Below are 20,282 nucleotides of genomic sequence, written 5' to 3'. Positions count from 1 at the left end.
GACATGATCCGCCGCAGCCGGCCGAGGGTGGCCTCCCGCCGTGCGAGATCGGATTCACTGAAGTAGGAGGTGCCGAGCCAGGAGCCGTCCTCGGAGTCGAAGACGTCCCGCGGCATCGCGCCGGCCCGCCGGTCGAGGCCGTGCGGCGCGATGGCCGGCGGCAGCGCGCGCGATGGCCGCACCACCGGCTCGGACTCGGTCAGCGACAGGTCCGTGAACCAGTCCCCGTTGCCGCGCCCGGCCACCGGCAGGATGGTCTCCACCGGGTAGCGGACCCGCTGCGTGCCGGGCACCTGGGGAGCCGTGGAATCCGACACCTTCAGCAGCGCCGGGTAGAGCCCGTCCTGCCCCTTCCCCCACCGGGTGCGCAGGGCCTCGACCGCCGCCGCGCGGTCCCGCATTGCCTGCTGGTACTCCGGCACCGCGATCTCGTGCAGCTCGTTCTCCGGCTCGCCGGGCAGCAGCGCCGGTATCCACACCGTCGCGTTCACCGGGGGCAGCAGGCTCAGCGCCTCCGCGCTCATGCCCCGGTCCAGCGGGTCGGCCGACTCCACGTCGTCCAGCGCGTCGACCCGGTGCAGCGCCACCGCATGGGCGTCGCTCAGCCCACCCCGCCGCCGCGCGTCGAGGCCGTTGGCCTCGTCCGCCACCCGCGGGTCGCGCTCGTACGCCACCTCGTGCGGCAGCCGCAGCCGCTTGCGCAGGTCTGCACCCACTGCGGACTCCAGCGGCCGGAACAGCTCGTCCGCACCCAGGTACAGCCCGACCGCGTCACCAGAGGTCGCGGCCCGGTACCGCACGTCGTGGAAGCCGGACAGGTCCCCCAACTCGTCCTGCGCGGCGCGCAGCTGGTCGTAGAGGGTGTACGGCAGCCCGGCGACCATGGCCTCCAGGAACCGCCACAGGTCCGCGTCGCCGGCGTCCGTCAGCGCGCGGTACTTCTTCAGCAGCTCGGTGACCAGCGGCGCCTGCCCGTCGCCCTTCGGGATGCCGCGCTCCCGCAGCCAGGTCCGGTGTTCCGGGGTGTCGGCCCTGCGCGTGGTGGCCCGGGGCAGCGGATCGGGGTACGTGGTGGCGACCGCGAAAGCGTGCAGGAGGTCGCCCACGCCGACGCCTGAGTCCGGGGCCGCCCGGCGCGCCGCCTCGGCCTGGATGTCCTCCGCACGCGCGTCGTTCGCCAGCCCGAGCGCGGGAGCGACCGCGGCGCGCCAGCCGGCGTCGTCGGCCGGCCTGGCGACCGCCGCCATCAGCGCCCGGCCGGCGGTGCCCCGCACCGCGGGCCGCTGCGCCAGCGCCTCCTTGAGCGCGTGCTCGTACGTCTCGGCCGCCGTCCGGAAGTCCGGGGTGCCGTACAGCTCCCGCAGCAGCGGCGCCCACTGCGCGGTGTTCCGCAGCGCGCGGCGCAGTTCGGCCGCGATGGTGGCGCGATCCCGGGGCTGCGCGCTCACCAGAGCCGGCTCCGGCCGACCGGGGGCGGGGATGAGTCCCAGGGGCTCTTCCTCTCGCAGGAAAGCCGTCGTGACATTCGGAGCGTGGCTTTCGATGAGCGCGCGATCGGCGAGCGTCTGGGCCAGCGATGCGCGGCCGTCGGCCCGCTCGGCGGCCGCGAGACACGAGATGGCCGCCAGCGAACTCCACCGCCCGGTCGTGTGCGAGTGCGCCATCAGCTGACGGATGAAGTGGCCCAGTCCGGCCCCGTCGAGGGCCTGGCCCATGGCCTTGAAGTAGCGCCCGTTGCTGTGGCCGGAGTACACGAGCGCCTTGTCCGTCCACGGCGTCGGGAACTGTTCGCCGACGGTCTTGGCCTGCCGGTTCATCAGCCGGTAGTGCGTAGCCCGCCGGAACAGCACGTCCTGGTGCTGCCAGTCCATCCACCACCAGTCGTAGGTGTTGTGGACGGCGTACCCGACCGTCTCGTTCCGGTCCGGGTCGACGAGGGCACGGGTGGCGACCTCCCGTTCCCAGACCGCGTCGGGCAGCGGCCGCAGGTCCTCCTCCGCCACCACGTGCTCGTACTCCCGGCCGCCCCGCAGATGCACCCCGAAGCGGACCTCCCGCACGCTCAGGGAGCGCTCCTCGGCATGGAGCAGCGTCCCGTCCTGCGCACGGTCCTCGAACGGCGAGATGTCCCGCCCGGTGGTGCCCACGACCTCGACCAGGCGCGAATGCGTCCCGGAGGACGGGCGCAGGGAGGCGAACGCCGACTCCCGGCTCACCGTTCCGGGCTCCAGCGCCGGAACGAGCATCGTGCTTCCCACGGCCGGAGTCTGCTCACCACGCAGCGGGCCCGGCACGTCGGCGGTCCGGAACTCCCACGGGCTGAGCGGCAGCCTCTTCAGGGACTCGGCCAGCATCGACAGGTGCGACCGGATCTGCCGGGCCACCACCGGCGTCAGCGTGGCGGCACGGCGGCGCAGCGCGTCCGGACTCGCTCCCGAGCCGGCAAGCTCGGCGAACTTCTCGTCGTCCAGCAGAAGTTGCGGGTAGGAGTGAGCGCCGGGCGCGGCGTGCGCCTGGGACACCAGCTGGCCGAGCCGCTCCCGCAGCAGCTCCCGCGCCTGCGGGTCGTCCTGGGCGTAGCGAGGGTCCAGCAGCGGGTGGTTGCCACGCACCATCTGGAACGCGACGAAATGCTCGGCCCCGAGGTTCGCACGCAGCATGTCCTGGGCGCCGGTGAGCGCGAGCCACCGCAGGTACGCCTCGCGCTGCTGCTGCGCCTGCGCCGGGTCCTCCTGGAGATCCTCGGGCTCCTCCTTCCCCGCCATCATCTGGTACATCGCCCGGTGGGGCAGGCCGAGGTCGAACCGCGTCTCCGGAGGGAGGGTCGCGTACGCCCGGTGCCCGCGGGGCCCGTAGATCGCGTCCAGCCAGGAGTGGAACCGGGCCGCGTCGACGGCCGACAGGTCCGGGTCGATGTCGTCGCGCACCCCCGCGTCGTGCGCCGCCCGCATGGTCTCGTAGGCCGAGTACCCGCCCGGTCGCCGGAGGTTGTGGACCATCCTCCCGTCGCGGAACTGCCTCAGATCTCCTTCGCTCGCGCCAAGTTCTCGGGCGTACTCCAGTTGCCGCTCGGTGTGCACGTCCGGGCCTTCGGTGAGCACCAGGCCGCGCCGTCCGGTCAGTTCCACGCGCTCCGCGTCGTCCCACGGCCGCTCCTTCGGCGGGTCCGTCGGGATGTCGCGGGTGTTCAACTCCGGCTGGTCGCGCCACAGCTGGGCCAGCGTGTAGGACGAGTCGGTGTGGGCGTAGGCGGCGTTCTCAAAAGCGTGCATCAACCGCTGCGTCAGATCCTGGGAATACCGCTCCTTGAGCAGCTCGTCCAGCACCTCGGCCGCAGGCCGGTTCCCTTGAGTCTGCAGGCCGAAGGCCGCAGCGGCGTTCTCCTTGGAGTCGTGGTGCTCGCTCAGGTAGGCGTAGAGGCGCCGGACGAGCTTCCGCGGCCCGCTCACGCCTTCCCGGGCCCGCGCCAGCAGCGTCCCCAGGGCGTCCTCGTAGTCCTGCGCGAACCCCGCGAACGCGGCGTGGTCGTAGAGGTCCGGATAGAGCGGCGCGTGGGCGTCGGGCGATGCGACCTGGGCCGCCGGCACGGCCGGGGCGGCCGATGTGCCCAGGGCGGCCGGGGCGGCCGGGGCGGCGTTCCAGTACTTCCGCGCCGGGTACTCGCTCCGGCTGCGCTCGACCCACTGCTGCGTGCCCGGGGCCGGGGTGACCGCCACGGGCTCGAAGGGGCGGTAGGTGCGCCAGTAGGTCGGCTGTCCCTGCTGGTTCTCCAGCAGAGCGTGCTCGCCACGGGAATCGCCCCCCGGCACCAGCGCATGCCGCTGCTGCTGCACATGGAGCGTCAGGAGCGTGCCGTTGACGACTTCCTGGAAGCCGGGATCGTCGTCGCAGTCGAAGAAGACGACTTCCTTGACGCCCGCGGCTGCCACGCGTGCGGCCGTTACGTGCTTGTTGCCCAGCCGGCCGCCATGCCCACCGATGAAGAGCGCGTGGTCCGGGTCGTCCAGCGTGACCGTGAAGTCGGCACTGTAGAAGCGCTTGGTTCCGTCAACCGTCTCCGTCGCCCACTGCCGGCCACGCGACAGGGACGGCAGCAACGGAAGAAGATTCCCGCGCGCTGCGTAGTCATCGGCGGAGTAGAACGCCACGACGGCGGGACGGCCGTCGGGGCGCCGCACGACGTGCTGCACGGCCCAGTCGCTGGGTGCCCACCGGCTCAGTGGCGTCTGCCTGTCGGCCTGGTCCAGCGTCACCAGCACCCCGGTACCGCCGGGCACCGCCACCTCACGGAGCTCGGTGACGACGAAGGCGGTGCCCGGTTCGTAACGCAGCCCGATACCCAGGTCGCGCCCGTCCCGGACGCCAGGGCCCGGCAGGACGCGGACCCTCACCAGCGGGCCCCTCGCACGCGACGGTTCGAGGTTTTCCAGCGCCTCCTGCTCGGAGTCGTACACCTCCAGGAAGCTGTCTTCCTGCCAGCTCTGCCCGGCCGTCAACCTCTGGGCCCGGTCCCTGGGGAGACGCAACGCACGCCACACGGGCCGCTCGAAAGCGGGAAGCCGGCGCATCCCCTCAACGGCCAGGTCCCGCCGCAGAGGATCGAGAGGCAGCTCCTCCAGCTCGCCCCTCAGCACCTCAGGGCTGGTCAGCGCCGCCGCATGCGACAACGACAGCCCGTTGAGCTCAGCCGCCATCGTGACCAACGCGTCGGACTGCGGCGTCTCCATACCCAGCAGCCGCAGATGCGGCGGGACGATGTCGGAACCGAACTCCGAGGCGAAGTCGTCAAGATCGACATCGTCCAGGAGGGACGGCGCGAACTCGTAAAGATCGCCCGCCTCACCCGCCGGGACGGCCTTGTCGTCGGCCACCCCTGGGCCGACACCCGTCAAAGGCCCGAAGTCGCCCCACCCGGAATACCGCATGACCTGCCAGAGGGTGGGCCGGTGCTCCTCCGGCGCCATCAAGCCCATCATGGCCACACGGAAGTCGTCCCACCGCTGCTCGGTCGGGTCGAGCTCCTCAAGGACCCGGAACACCAGATTCCAGAAAACGTTCTGCCGTCCGAGCCGGAAACCCCGGCCCCGCAACGCCTGGTCCACTTCGGCAGGGAGATGCCCCGGCAGGTCTCCCCGGACAAAGTCCGCCAGGGTTGGCGCATGGCGCGCCACGGCGGCGGGGAACGACTCGAGGAAGGACTCGGAGACGTTCCCCTCCTCGTCGCGGTCGGACCCGTCCTCCTCGGAGCCGAAGAGCTCCGCCTCCGTCAGGCCCCCGCCCAGCATGTCGTTCAGCTGGTCCAGCAGCCGGACCCTCGCCCAGCACAACACCTCATGAGACGCCTCAACGGTCCTCGCCGCCCGCGCCAGAGCCTTCTCAAAGGCCCCCGCCAACTCCTCGTACCGCCCGTCGTCATACACCGGACCCAACCTGAGCTCGGCGAACACCGGCACCGCGGCACGCAGCTCCGCCAGCCTCGCCGCACGCTCGGCCGCCGCACGACGCGCCTCGGCCTCGGCCACCTCACGCAGTTCCTGCTGCGCCCGGTGGCGCTCCACCAACCACTGCGCCTCGTCCTCCTGCAACAAGTCCGCAAGCGACAAGTGCGACCGGGTCGTTTCGCGGTTCACGTACTGCGCATCGGGGTACTCGCTCGCGCTGCGCGGAACCCACTGCTGCGTGCCCGGGGCCGGGGTGACCGCCACGGACTCGAAGGGGCGGATCTGCAGGGGCTTGCGGGGGCGGTAGGTGTGCCAGTAGGTCGGCTTGCCGTGCTTGTCCTCCAGCAGGTCGTGCCGGCCGCCGGCCTCCGCCGGAACCGTCGCTTCCGCGGCCTGTGAGGTGTGGATCACCAGGCCCGTCCGGTCCGCGATGTCCTCGAATCCCGGGTCGGGATCGCAGTCGAGGAGGACCAGTTCCGTGACGCCCGCGCCTGCCACCCGCCGGGCCATCTCCCGTACGAGGGCACGCTTGTTGCCCAGCCGGCCACCGTGACCGGCGATGAAGAGCGTGTGATCCGGGTCCTCCAGTGGCACGTCGAAGTCGGCGCTGTAGAAGCGCTGCGTCCCGTTCTCCGTCTCCGTCTTCCACTGCCGGCCACGCCGTATGGAGGACAGCAACTCGTAGGGCCGCCTGCGCACTTCGTAGTCGTCCGCGGAGTAGAACGCCACGAGGAACGGACGGTCTTCGGCGTTGTTCACGACATACGACCTGGTCCAGCCGCCGGGCACACCCCAGCCCTTCACCGCGAGGTCTCCGGGCTGCTTCAGCGTCACCATCGCGGGGGCACCCGGCACGGCACCCTCACGGACCTCGGTGACGAGGAAGCCGGTGCCCGGCTGGGTGCGCAGCCCGATCCCCAGGTCGCGCCCGTCCCGGACTCCGGGTCCCGGCGGAATGCGGACCATGACCAGCCGGTCTTCCGCAGGGCCCGTGAGATTGTCCCTCGCCTCTTGCGGGGAGCCGTACACGTCGAGGAAGCCGTCTTCCTGCCACTCCTGACCGGCCGCCAAGCGCTTCATCCGGCGCTGCGAGAGACGCACCGCACGCCACACGGGGCCCTCGTGGACGGGGAGCCGGTCCACCCCCTCAACAGCCAGGTCGTACCGCAGGTTGTCGAGGGGGTCTTCCTCGTCCAGCTCGCCTGCCAGCACGTCGGGGCTGGTCAGCGCTATCACCTGCGACAACGACAGATCGTTGGACTCGGCCGCCCACTCGACCCTGTCGTCCAGCTGTGGCGTCTCCATGCCCAGCAACCGCAGATGCGGCGGGACGACGTCGAGTCCCCTCTCGGAGACCAAGCTCCCGAGACCGGCCTCGCCCACCTGCTTCAGCGCCCATTCGTTCAGGTCGGCCGCCTCACCCGTCGGCACGCCCCTGTCGAACGGCACGCCGTTGCCGAGGCCCGTCACAGGCCCGTAGCCGCCCCATCCCGAATACCGCATGACCTGCCAGAAGGTGGGCCTGTCGGGCTCCGGACCCATCAAGGCCATCATCGCCACACGGAAGGCGTCCCACTGCTGCGCCGTCGGGTTGAGCTCCTCGAAGACCCGGAACACCAAGTTCCACAGGACGTCGTCGGTGCCGAGCCGGAAGCCCCGCTCCCGCAATGCCCGGCTCACTTCGGCATTGGTGCCCAGCAGGTCCCAGTACTTCCCAGGGGCCTGCGTCGACGCCTGCGCATCTGCGCCCTCCGCGGTGTCCGTCTGCATCCGGTCGGGGTCTTCGCTGCCCAGCAGCAACGTCTTCGCACCGCGCAGCACAGCGGCGGGGAACGCCTCGAAGTCGGACTCGGGGCCCCCGGCCCCCTCGGGCCCGAAGAGCGCCTCCGCTGTCAGGCCCCCGCCCAGAACCCCTTGGGCATTCATCCACTCCAGCAGCGAAGCCTTGGCCCAGGGCATCACCTCACGTGCCGCAGGGACGGCCCGCGCCGCGCGCGCCAGAGCGCCCTCGAACGCGCCCGCCAACTCCTGGTACCGCTCATCGGCGTACACCGGGCCCAGCGTGAGCTCGGCGACCTCAGGCATGGCGGCCTCGCCACGCAACTCAGCCAGCCTCGCCGCGCGCTCAGCCTCGGCACGCAGTTCGGTCTGCCTCGCCGCGCGCTCAGCCTCGGCACGGCGCGACCGCTCCTCGGACCACTCGTGCCGCACCCGTTCACGAGGGTCGACTCGCCGGCGCAGCTCGTCATCCGCGTCCGGCCGCAGCGCGGTCCGGAAAGCAGGAGGGTCGGCCGGCTGCCCCTCGTCGTCCTCCGGCCTCGCAAAGTCCCGCCACCACCGCGCCTGCTCCCACGAGGGCGGAAGCGACCAAGGCGCCCTGTCGTTCCTGTACCGCGCGTCCGGGATGTCCTTGACGTCGACGGGCTCCCAGCCGTTCTCGCCGCCGGTGAACTGCTTGACGGTCCAGTCGGGGTCGTACACCTCCACATACGTGGGGTTGCCTTCGGCATCCGGGCTCAGGGTGTGCACGTACTTCTCCCGGCCCGGGGCGGCCTGGGCGAAGGGGTCCTTGGTGAAGGATTCCTTACTCGTGTACCGGTAGAGCTTGAGGCCGTTCTCCCAGGCGATCCTCCCCAGCTTCCTCCCGTCGACGGGGACGGCGTCACCACACGCCTCCAGCACCATGCCCGAGAAGCCACGCTCGATCGCCACCGCCGCACCTGCCGCGGCCACCGACTCATGGGAGCCCAACTGGTCACCGAGCCCACCGGTGAAGAACACCCGCTTCGGGTCGAACGGCATCGTGAAGTACGACCTGTACCACTGCTTCCGGCCGTCCGCCCCCTTCTCCCACTTCAAGGCGACGCCCTCAGAGCCCTCCGGCAGGTGCGGGTAGTCCGACTCGCGGTCCGCCCACTCCTGGTCCCGGAAGAAGAAGCTGCCGTGCTCGCGCCCGTCGTCGCCGACGGCCTCCCGCCTGCGCACCCGGTCCGGCGCCCAGTCCTCGTCGGCCTCCGGCAACACTCCCGGCCGGCCGTCCTCCAGGGTCACCACGGGCAGTGGCTCACCCGCCGCGGCGGGACGGACCCCGGTGACCCGGAGGTCGATGTTCCCGGGGAAGCGCAGACCGAGATCCGGGACGACGCGGCTGACGTCTCGCGCTATCCGACCCGGCCCACGGAAGAGGGTCCGGTTCCCCGGTACCGCCGCACCCCGCCATGCCGACAGAGCCTCCTGCTTCGACTCCCACGCCCTCGGGAACCCGGGGAACCGCAAGAGCTGCCCGGCTCCGTACCCCGATGCGGGGACCTCCGCCAGCCACCACACCTCCTGGTCCAGGGCGGGGAAGCACCGGAGCGCGTTCGAGGTCACCTCCTGGCGCACCTCGGTCGCGACGTCGGACACGCCGCTACGGTCCTCGCGGTCCATCGTGGCGATCAGGTGGTTGAGGCTGTGGAGCGCATGCATCTCGATGGGCTGCAGCTCATGCTGCTCGGCAACGGACTTGGCGTTCCTGTCCAGCGCCTCCTTGCCACCGACGTACTCCCGGTAAAAGGTGCGGTGGGGCAGGGTCTCGTGCAGGTCGAACTCGACCGCCGCCCACTTGTACAGATCCGTCGGACCGCCCGTGAGCGCGCGCTGCAGTTCTTCCACGTCACCGACGCGGGCCCGGTAGGCGGCCCGCACGAACCGGTAGAGGGTCGTCCGCCCCAGGCCTTTGCCCAGCACGTCCTTCGCCGTCCCGGTCAGGAAGTACGGGTGCTGCTCTGCGGGGAGTCCGAGCCCGCTGTAGACATGCAAGAGGCGGTCCGCACGCGCACTGCCTTCGTCGACGTCGAGCCAGAACCCTTGCTCCCGCAGACCCGCCTCGTCATCCGGCGTGAGTACGTCCGGGCGGGGCGGGAAGATCGTGGCGAGCCGGGGCCAGTGGCGGGCGACCGCGGTCGCGAAGCGGCTCTCCTCGGGCTCGCCCTGATCACCCCAGAACTCCTCGTCCGAAAGGGGGTTCTCGGGGTCACCGGAGAGGCGGGCCCGCAGGGCGTCCAGGGCTGCCTCCTCGGCCTCTGTCTCCTCGTCGCTGCCCCTCTTCGCGTCGAGCCCTTCCCGTAGCTTGCCCTCGTACGCCTGGCCCAGGCCGGCCAGGCGTCCCGCCGCACCCGGCAGGTGCCCGTCGGCCTCGCCCGGGAACGCATGCCTGACGACGCGCGCCGCGGCCTCGCCGACGACGCGGTCGAACACCCCGCCGCGCAGCTCGTCCATGAGGAGCCCGTGATCCTCACCGAAGGTGAGATCCGGCCGCTGTCGGAGCGCACTCCGCAGCTCCGACGCCAGGGTCACGGGGCGGTGCAACCGCTCCGTCAGCCGCCACTGCCTCGCCTCGGCCGCTGCCTTCGGGCCCGCGTCGTTGATCAGCTCTGCGGGCGGCGGCACCATACCGGGGAGGGGCGAACCCTCGTCCTGCGGATCGGGGAAGACCCGGTGGGTCCCGTTCTCGTAGATAAAGGCGTTCGTCGGGTTCCCGGCGTCGTCCCAGAGCGCGTCCCAGACCGGAACGAGGGGCCCGCTCCCGTCGGGAAGGAGGGGCACTTCCCGGCCGGCCATCTTCCCGTCGAAGCCGATGACCGTCAGGTCCCCGTCGCGGGTGAGCCTCTCCAGCCGCGCGTTCGGGTGCTGGATGCTGCCGTTGCCGCACTCATCGATGAAGAGAAGGCTGCGCCGGTCCTTCCTGAGCAGGGACGCGAACCGCTCGGCCTGACCGATCGTGTTGCCCAGCGAGCCCTCGTGCCCGGCGATCACGAACGCCTTGGGCCGGTGCTTCCCCGGCTCCCCCACCGGCAGCAGGTGATGCCTGGCGACGGGGCGGCCGTTCTCAAGGCGCCACCTGTTCAGATGGCCCGTCAGGTGAAGCTGCTGGAGCGGCGACACCCTCAACGCCATCGCCGGGTCGGTGAAGTAGCCCGTCGAGACCCAGTCCTTGCCGTTCTTGGAGACGACGTCCTGGCGACGCACGCTCTCCTTCCCCCACCGCACGCGCGGCTCGGGGAGCGACTTGACCTCACGGCCCACCAGCAACCGGAACATGGTGCGGCCGAGCAGGACGGGGAAGTGTTCCTTCTCGATGAGGACACTCGCCCTGTGGGGCGGATAGAGGACCAGGGGGTGCCCGTCCGAGAGTTGGCCGGTGACGGGACGTGCGGTGGTGCCCTTGACCAGGAGCAGTGTCTCGGTGGTGCCGGGGCCCAGCTTCACTGCGTCCCGGAGGGCGGGACGGCCCGCGTACCAGCCGTCCAGCGGAACCTCGTCGCCGACGCTGATGCTGTAGTCGTCCGGGTAACGGAAGTAGGCATCGCCCCCGGTCGGCGGCAGGTGGTGCAGAAGCGTGTCGGCCGCCAACCTGGCCACGGAGCTCTGGCCCTGTGCCCAGGTGCCGGCCGGTCCCGGCCGCAGCACGTGGCGGATCGCGTCAGCCTGCTGCTCGGGCAGGTGCCACTCACGAGCCGCCACGTGGCGGGCGTCCTCGACCAAGAGCCGGGAGTGGCCGGTGTCGTAGCTCAGAGCCAGATGCGGCAGGGTGAGCGCGTCCGCCAGGCTCTCGACGTCCTCCGCATCCGGGTGGCGGACCTGCAGGCCGCCCGTCAGCGAGGAAGCCGGAGTGAGCGCGCGGTCGACCGCCTCGTACATCTCGGGAGCGCCGTTGTCGAAGGCCCCGGCCGGCAACTCCGCGCCGTAGTCCGCTCCGAGGCCCACGCGCCGCCACGCCTCGAACACCTCGCGCACCGTCGACGGCGGCTTGCTCGTGCTCTGCGGCAGGACCTGCACCAGGCCCGCGATGAACGCCTTGAGGGCCAGCGGGACGGGCACCCGGTCGACTTCGTGGTCCCGGACCCACTCCACGTACGCGTGCATCAGCCGGGCGGTGAGGGCGATGTCGCCGTTGCCGAGGAGGTAGCCGCCCTGCTGGGCCGTCGCCGGATCCAGGGGCGAGAGGTCGACCCCCGCGGGTGCGTCCTGCGACGGACGGAAGACGTAGACCAGCTTCTCGCCGAGGGGCGCCTGCTCCAGCCCCGGATTCACACCGCTCCGGGGCTTGAGGCCGATCGTGCTCCGCAGCCCCTTGCGGACGGCACGGGACACCTCAAGCGTGGCGTGATCCTCAAGGACGCGGCGGATGCGGGCGGCGGCCTCCTGCACGTCCTGGTCCTGCCGGAAGGCACGGATCAGGCCCTTCTCGTAGTCCGCGGCCCGTCGCTCCCACTCCGGGTGGTGGATCAGTTCGCTGTACAGGTTCGACGTCCCGCCGGCCGGTGGCTCCTCGTCCCAGGCCGGAGGAGACGCGGGGCGCCGGGCGGCAGCCGTGCTCGACTCCGCGGGCGGCGCGGTGTTGCGTATACGCCGGAGAAGGCCGCGCGGCCCCGTGTTGTGCAGGCTCTCGTCCGGGTACGCCGACTCGTTCACGTCCCAGACCAGCGGCTCCTGCGGGTAGTGCTCCGTCGGCTGGTTCGGACGGAACACCTGCCAGGTCCGGGGCCGTCCCAGGGCGTCCTCCAGCACGTGGTAGGCCATCGGCTGATCGCCCAGCACCATGCCGGTGTGGAGCGTGATGCGGAACCGGTCGGCCACCCGCCGTGCCAGCGCGGGCGGGAAGTCGCACACCGCAACGATGCCCTCGGCACCGGCTCGGGCGGAGAAGTGCTGCAGCACGGCCTCACTGAGGGCCGGGCGCTCGTTCAGGTCGTAGCCGTGCGCGCCCAGGAGGAAGGCCTGGCCCCGGTTGCCGATGGGCACGCCGAACCAGGCGCCCCGCCGCCCGCCGGGCAACCCTCGCCACTGGACGCCCCGGGTGATCTGCCGGTAGGAGGAGTAGAAGCGGCGCAGCTCGCGGTCCGTGTCATTGAAGAAGGTCCGCCCGACACCCTGTCCGTTCCGGTTGGTGACCCGGGCTTCCGAGAACTCCGCGTTCCGGTCGATCAGGCCCCCGAACAGGCCCTCGTCCCCGCCGCCGACGGGCTGCCCGTCCAGGAGGACCTGGTCCCCGTCGTCCTCGCCGAGGTTCTCGCCGGTCTCTCCGACGAGCTCCTCGTCGACGGCCATCTCCGCCAGGCCTTCCACCGCCCGCTGCGTACGCAGGGTGGGGATCCTCGGGCCGGCGACTGTCGTCGGTGGCTGACCGATCGGCCGACGGCCGGTGAGGGGCCGCCGGCGCCGCCTCGGGGCAGGGGTCTCCCCCTCCGGCAGGTCGTCGCTGTCCCACTCCTGCGCGCGGGCGATCTGCTCGCGGGCGGCGGCTTGTGCCTGCTCCCGAGCGAGGGCTGCCGCCTCCCGCGGATCGACCGGTTGAGGGTTCGCGGGAGCGCCCTGGCGCCGCGCATGGGCGTGGATGGCCATGCGATCCCGCTCGTTGTCGAAGGCCCTCTGCGGCAGCGCCGGGTCCTCTTCCTCCTCGGGCAGCAGGTTCGACGGGCCGGCCTCGTCCTCCCAGTTCGGGGGCCGGTTGGGGTTCAGCCGTCCGCCCTTGAGACCAAGTGGCTCGGGGGGCACACCGCGGCGGCGGGCGCCCGCCTCGTTGAGCAGGTATGTGGCGTAGTTGTCGGCGATCTTCTGCACCGTGTCGTGCTTCAGCCTGTCCGGGTGGTCCGCCAGCTCGGCCGCCAGCTCGGCCTTGGACGGCGTCTCCACGCGTGCGAGGCCCATGGCCTCCAGGCGCGCGTTCGGCTTCTCCAGCCGGTTGTTCAGCAGGTGCCACAGCAGGGTCTCCGGCGGCTCCTCCCCCTGCTCACCGTAGCGCGACACCGGGGGCACCGTCCGTGTACCCGGTCCGGTCGGGCTGAGGCTGTCGAACACCACCCCGGGAGCCCCGTGTCCGCGGGAGGTGGCCGGGACGGGCGGCATCACCGCATGCGGCTGCGGGCGCAGCACGCCCTCGGCCCGGTCCCAGAAGGCACGGAAGCCCGCCCAGACCTCGTTCTCGGCCTGGGTCGTGGTGAACGGGTTGGCCCGCCCGCTGTCACCGCGACCGGGCGGCTCGGCACCCGGACCGTACAGCCGCTCCAGCAGCGGCAGCATCTCCGGGTCGTTCTCCCGCACCCAGCTGGCGCCGTTGTTGCGGGGCGCCTCGGTATACGGGTCCCGACCCGCGTTCGTGCCCAGGTAGGCATTGGTGAGCTGGGCGAAGTACTCGTACTCGTTGCGGCAGGAGTAGTTGGGGTCCGGGTTGACGCCGGCAGGGTCATACCAGAAGCCGTCAGGCCACTTCGCGGCCCGCCCCTGCTTCACCTTGGCGTCGAAAACCTCCTTGATGAGCCTCCCGTCGGCGTCGCTCAGCCCGTGCCTGTGGATGCCGTGCGCCAACTCATGCGTGATGACGGAGTATCCGTCCGCGTAGGTATCGGCGCCCGGCACACTGGTGGTCTCACCCAGCAGATTCTCCTCCGTGGCCCCCACCTGACCACGCCTGAGGTCGCCGCGCAGGGATGCAAAAGGACGACCGTCGCCGGTAAGAGTGCCGCGCAACTCGCGGAACGGGCCCACCGACGTCAACTCGGCATCCCGGGGGACCACGAAGATCCGGCTGCCCTTGTTCAGCAGCCGCACCGCCACCTCCGGGTCACCCAGCATCGGCGCTATCCGGTTCACGGCCTCACGCCGCGCCGAGAACGGCTGCCGCACCCCCTCAGGGATCCGCACCATCAACCGGGCAACAGTGGCAGCGAAGTCCTCGGCGGACAGACTCTCGCGCAGATCCCGCACCAGCACCGGATCGGAGGCCAGCGCCTCCACATCGGCGGCGGGCAGGAGAGCCAGCTCCTCCGCCCGCTCGTCCTGCGGCATGCCAGGCAGCCGAGCCGCCAGATCGGCCAGGGCCGGCGACAGCGGAACCGACGGGGTGGCCGGGGACTCAGCCGCACCGGACTGAACCGGCTGACCGGTGACGCCCTGCGCCGTACCCGGTCCGGCCGCATCGATACCACCGGCCACCTGCGCCCTGGTCGGCGGCGCATACCCGGTATGCCCTCGGTGCCCGCGCGCCAGGGGCCGGCCCACCGGGGGCAGCCCGTGCTGCTGCCGGGAACCGTTGTAGAGGTCGACGGACCGCTGGGCCTGGGCGTGGTAATCGTGCTCGATGCTCTGCGGGGTGGATCGGGCGGCTGCCAGAAAACGGGCCTCCATCACGACGACTGCCGGGTCGAGGGTCGGCACCCCGTTCACCGGGTTGCTGTCCAGCTCGCGGTGCCTGGTGCGGACCCCCAGCGCTTCGTACTGGTCAATGACACGTGAGGGGTGCGCGAGGAGCAGGTTCTCCATGTACTGGCCGACCAAGGCGGGCGACCGGTCGTCCCACCGTGGCGGAAGCAGCCGCTCCAGCATCTTGGGCAGCTCGTAGTCGGTGTACTGCTGGAAGGTGCGCTGGAAGCGATGAGTGAACCAGGCCGCCTCGTCCTCCAGGAACCTGCGGGGCACCGGGCCCAGGCCGCGCCGGATCCCACCGAGGGAGGCACGGGAGATGACGCCCGCGAATCCCTTGGCGTGCACCCGGTGGTCCAGGCTCCCACGCAGGGTGGCGGCGACCTGGGTGTAGCCGAGCGCGGCGGCACCGGCCAGCTCGTCCGTGTCCCACGGCCGCTCCCGGCCCGCGAACTCCGGGTGCCGCGTCAACCATTGCCCATAACGCTCCAGCACGCCGTCGGCGAAGACCTCCGCCGCACCCAGGTCCCGGTGCGCGATCCGCGACGGGGGCGAATCCCTCCGCATGTGGTCGGCGAGGTGCCTCAGGAAGGCAAGCACGCCGCTGAGCGGGGCGGTCGCCGTGTGATGCACGAGAATGACGTCCCCGCCGGGCGGGTGCGGCCACACCTGGAGGCGGTCCTCCTCCGCGAGCGGGTTGATCACATACCCGGCCGACCTGGGGAAGATGCGCGGCAGCGTGGCACCGGGCCGGGCGTTGTCGAGCCGCGACAGCACATCGTGGAAGGCGGCCAGCACGTCGGACCGCTCGGCGCGTCCGTCGTGCTCTCCCCGCACCAGACCCCGGGCCGGTTCGGTGACGATCTCCAGGATCGGCACATCACCCAGTACGTCCAGGGTGATGGTCAGCACCCCGGGCAGCTCCACGAGCTCGCCGTAGTCCGAGGGCCCCACCCCTGCGGGCAATACCACCCGGTACCGGTGGACTTCGGCCTCGAAACCGCTGCCCGGGGCGAAGCCCTCGACCTCGGCCGGACGCGGGCCGGCCGGGACCAGCGACATGGTCGCGCCGCGCCCGACGCCGTGCGCCGAGGACTGCGCCGGGTGGCCGGCGGACGCGTGGTGGCCGGGCCGGGAGTCCCGTTGCAACCGATCCACTCGATCGAGTACCGCGTTCTCCAACTGTCGGACCGCTTCCCAGCGGCTGCTCCCCCGGCTCGCGGGCTTCTGCTGCCAGCTCTGCACCGCGCGGAGCACGCCCGACAGGTGCTGGACGTCCGGATGGCGGTGCACAGCGTCCACGGCGTCGTCGATCGCGCGCAGCGCACCGGAGCGCCTGTGCCCCGATACCGACGAGAACTCCATCCAGTCGCGGAGGGCGTCGAGGCCCCCGCGCCGCGACGCCGGCGGAGCCGGCAGGGAGTCCGGAACCTCCTCGCGGGCCTCCTCGGACACCGGCTCGATGAAGACAGTGGGCTCGCCCTCTGCCGGCACCTGGCCGGTGGTGCGGCCCGTGCCCGGCAGGCTGTCCATGCCGCTGGTCGTGAGGAAGGTCGAATGCACCTCCGCCTCCGCCTGCGGCTGTGCCTGCGCCGGGGCCTCGGCCTCGGCCGGTGTATGCGGTTGCGCGCCGGCATAGCGTACGTACCCGGTCTGGGCGGGCCAGGCGCTGTCGGGCTGTCCCGCACCGCCGGTCCGCAGCCACGAGTCGCCCGGCAGCACGGCCGTGAAGCCGTCGTCGTCGACCACCTCGCCGCCCCCCTGCCGGAAGACCTCGCCACCGGCCAGCCAAGCCGACGGCACCTCAATCTCGCCGGGAAGATACTGGTCGGTGACCGTGAGGTGCACCGGCTGCCCGATGGCGCCGGTCACCGCGGTGGCCCACTTGTACACGGACGCGGGGATCTCCGCGCTCGGGTAGACCACCGCCAGCGGCATCCCCGGTGACCAGCCCAGCTGCGACAGCAGCGCCGTGAACTCCGCACCGCCCAACGGGCGGCTGCCCTCCAGGCCGAAGACGGCCGGCACACCCCGCGCGCCCGGCGCGACGCCGACCACGAAGGCATCGTCACGCCCGAACCGGGCCCGCACCCCGGCCGCGTCCCAATCATCCGCCGACCCACCGACGGCTGTCAGGAACGCCACGGCGCCGGGCTGCTGCGCCACGAAGATCCGCTCCAACGACTCCAGCGGCGCCAGCCCTGGAACACCGACCGGGACCGGCCAGCCGACGCTCGCGTGAGCGCCCTCCTGGGCCCCCCGGCCCCCGAACCAGGCAGTGGTCGCGAACACGGCCATGGCCTGCTCCCGGTCGGACTGCCGCCAGAAGATCGTGTCCAGCATCGCGCGCAGGCGCGCCGTGTTCCTGGGCAAGTCCGGTTCGAACACCACCACATCGCCGGGCCGGCGCACCCCGTCGGCGGGGTACCGCACCCGCTGCACCACCTCGGCGTGCCCGTCGATCGGGTCGTAGGCGGGCGGCTGCCAAGACGGATCGCCGGCCAGCCGCAAGGCGGTGTGCGTCAACCCGAGCACAATCTTGGTCCAGACCTGAACCTTCGCCGCGTCCAGGCTTCCGTCACTCAGCCGGAACTCCACATGGTCCGAGCCCACGCCCACCACGTTCTCGAAGTTCAGGGCGTCGTAATGCGACGTGGGCAGCCAACCAGGCGGAACAGCCCCTACGGAGGCCGACTCCGCCGACTCCGGCGGAGGCAGCGGCCCGGTATAGGTCAGGCCGCGGTGCGACTGGGCATGCGGGTCCATCGCCAGCCTGCCCAGAGCGCTCTGGTAGCCGCGGAACATGTCCACCAACGCGTGGCGCTGCCGGGTACCCGTACCGAACTGACGGGTACTCACATGCACGTGCAGGCCCGCTTCCGGTGTGATGATCCCCTCGTGGTCGCGGATGATGCGCAGCGCCGTGTTCAGGTCGTCCCACGTATGCCGCCCGTCCCGCAGCAGCGGAGAGACCAGCTCGGCGCCGATCGAGGCGTCGCCCTCCAGGATCCATCCGTTCCGGGCTTCCCGATAACCCCCTTCCTGCATCTGTGCGGTGTGAATTCCCCCGAACTCCCGCTGCGAGGTCAGCCCGGCCGTGCGGAGTCCGGCGGTGATACCACCGAGCGCGGCGAACCTCTGCTCACGCGTGAAGTACGCGGGGAAGGTGAACTCGACCTCGATGCCGAACACCAGACCGCCGCGGTCCGGGTCGGCCAGACCGCCGGTCGCGTCCTCCAGCATGTACGGGACGGTCTGCTCACCACGCTCCAGCCGCCCGACAACCTGATCGGTCACCTCGGCAACCCGTTCGTGGCCCGACTCGGACGCGGCGTCCATGCGCGACCACCAGGCCCGCGCGTGGTCCCGCACCGCCCGGTCCGGAACCCACACCGTCGAGGCACCATCGGCGCCGGGCGCCGGTGTCCCCGTCGGAAGGTAATCGCGCACCGCGTTGAACAACGTCGCGTCGGCCTCCACGAGGGACGGGTGCCCGTGAGGATGCGCTGCGGCGGCGTTCAGCGAAGGGTCCAGCGGAATACGGATCGCCGGGGCGCCCTCCTCCGCGTCCGGCACCAGATACATCCCCTCCCATCCCGACACGAGCGTGTACGGCGCGCTCGCAGGGTCCAGGGAAACGGCGCTCTTCCGCAGCGCGTCCAGATCCTCGACCTGGCCGATCCAACCGCTGTCCCCGCGCAGGAACGCACCCGTCGAATGGAAGAAGTCGTCACCGAACCGCACCCACCCCTGAGGCGAGAGCGTCTTCCAGCCGGGAACCTTGATCCGGCCCCGGTCACTGACCTCATACCTGAAGGGCACGGTAAGGGACGACGACGGACGGACGTACGCGAACCACTGCTCCGGGACATCGCCCGTACGCGTCGGCACCTCCTGCGAAGGCACCTCCGCGATACCACCACGCCGCGGCTCCGTCACAGACACCCGACGGCCGATCGGCCCCGGCTCCGCCTCGTACGTGCCGTCGGCGTAGCCCGGCACCGGTCCGCCGAAGTCCGGCAGCGGATCGTCCAGCCCCCGCACGGGTGCGTCGAGATCCAGGGTCAGGGCGGTGGTGCGGCCGGGGACGCGTACCTCCCCGGTCCGGTCCCCGGGCGCGCCCCCACGGCCACGGGGAGGCAGACGGAGTTCGTGGCGGTGGCGGTCGGCAAGGGCGACGACCTCGGTGCGGTCGCCGCCCTGCACCAGGAGGCCGGCGACGTCGCGTACGGCGGCCCGATACGGATCGCCGACGTGCCGGGAGTCGGCGCGTACCGGGTGCAGCTCCAACGGCAGGACCAGGGCCATGGCGGTGTCCCAGGCCTGGGCGGCGGCCTCCTCGCCTCCATCGGCACCCTGCGGCATCGCGTTCGCGAAGTCCGTGTACGCCTCGCGCCACATCCTCCGCGACGCCTTCGCCGCCACGGCGTCGAGCGCCTCCGGCCACGGACCGGGGCGCGCCATGAGCACCCGCACCTGGTCCACCGGCGCCAACGACCCCAGCGGGAGCCTGCCCTCGCTCTGCGGCTCCTCGGCCCGCCGCCCCGGGGGCGGCGAGACGTCAGCCGCCGGCAGTCCATCCGCCGTGACGAGGCCGTCCGGATCGACATTTGCGTCCGACAGGTCCTCCGCCAGACTTTCCGGCAGGTCCTGCGCCGTCACCTGCGAGGCGATCCACCGCCGCTGGGCGTCGTCGCGGCGGATCCGGGGGACCATCGACTCGGCGTAACCGCTCAGCGGGTGCTCGGGCGAGGCCACCGCGGCCACGTCCCCGTCGGAGCTCGGGTGGCTGCCCGGAACCGCCCTCTTACCCTTGTCGACGGCCGGAGACCGCGGCCCCTCGTGCGACGGAGCCTCGGACGCAGGAGCGCTTTCGTGGTCCGACATGGCCTTGGCCGCAGGCGCGTTCTCGTCAGAGAATGCTGCGTTGATCACGTCCTCGGGCGGCGACACCTGCTGATCCCGACCGCCCGCCCCCACAGCCGAAGACAGGTCGTCGAAGACATCGTCGATGGCGTCCTTGATGGAGCCCGAGGGCTGCTGCTCACCGCCGCCACGGACCATCGACGGGGTGAAGGGCAGGTGGACCGGGCCGTCGGGGGTGCGCAGGACCAGGGTGACGGGGCGGTGTGCGAGGCCGGCGGCGTGGGCCGTGGCGCCCATGGCGGCCGAGAGGTCTGCGGGGAGTTCGGTGCCGGCGGCCTCCCGTGCGTCGGCGAGCGTGCCGCCGTCCAGCAGGGCGGTACGCGCACCGAGCAGCGCCTGCCGGGCCGCCGTCGGGACGTCGCCGGGGTCGAGCCAGACCTGCGGGGCGGTGTCCTCCTCGGTGAACGCGGCGGCGAGCAGGCCACCGAAGTCCGCGGAATCCAGTGCGCGCCAGTCGCCGGAGCCGTTCGCGGCGACGACGGCGGGGGCGTCGTAGACGTCGCGGGAGGCCCGAGCCGGGGCGAGGCCGAGACCGAGGACGTCCTCCAAGGTGGCCCGCACCACGGCGTTGCCCGTGACCCACCGGGTGCCTTCGGGGCCGGTGACCTCCAGGACGGCGTGCACGGTCAGGGTGTAGCCGAGCACGCCGCTGTCGTCCGGTTCGTCGTCCTCGTTCTGCGACAGGCCCGTGCCGTACTTGATGATCTCGCGGCGGAAGCTGGTGACGCCGGT

Annotated in this window: 1 protein-coding gene (running past one end of the window); it reads right to left on the bottom strand. The window is 71.8% G+C overall.

Features of this window, described 5'->3' with window-relative positions; all coding sequences use genetic code 11:
• A protein-coding gene (locus tag ACWGJY_RS18795) for a hypothetical protein (protein ID WP_453261926.1) crosses the window boundary here: on the bottom strand, window positions 1-20,195 show its 5' portion. The gene continues 8,743 nt to the left of window position 1, outside the view; only the first 20,195 of its 28,938 coding nucleotides appear in the window; the start codon lies at window positions 20,193-20,195; its stop codon lies beyond the left edge, outside the window.
• Between the last annotated feature and the right edge of the window lie 87 nt (window positions 20,196-20,282).

This window comes from Streptomyces sp. NPDC054765, assembly GCF_053612065.1.
Note: the sequence above shows the minus strand (reverse complement) of the source record. Positions and strands in the feature narration are given on the sequence as shown.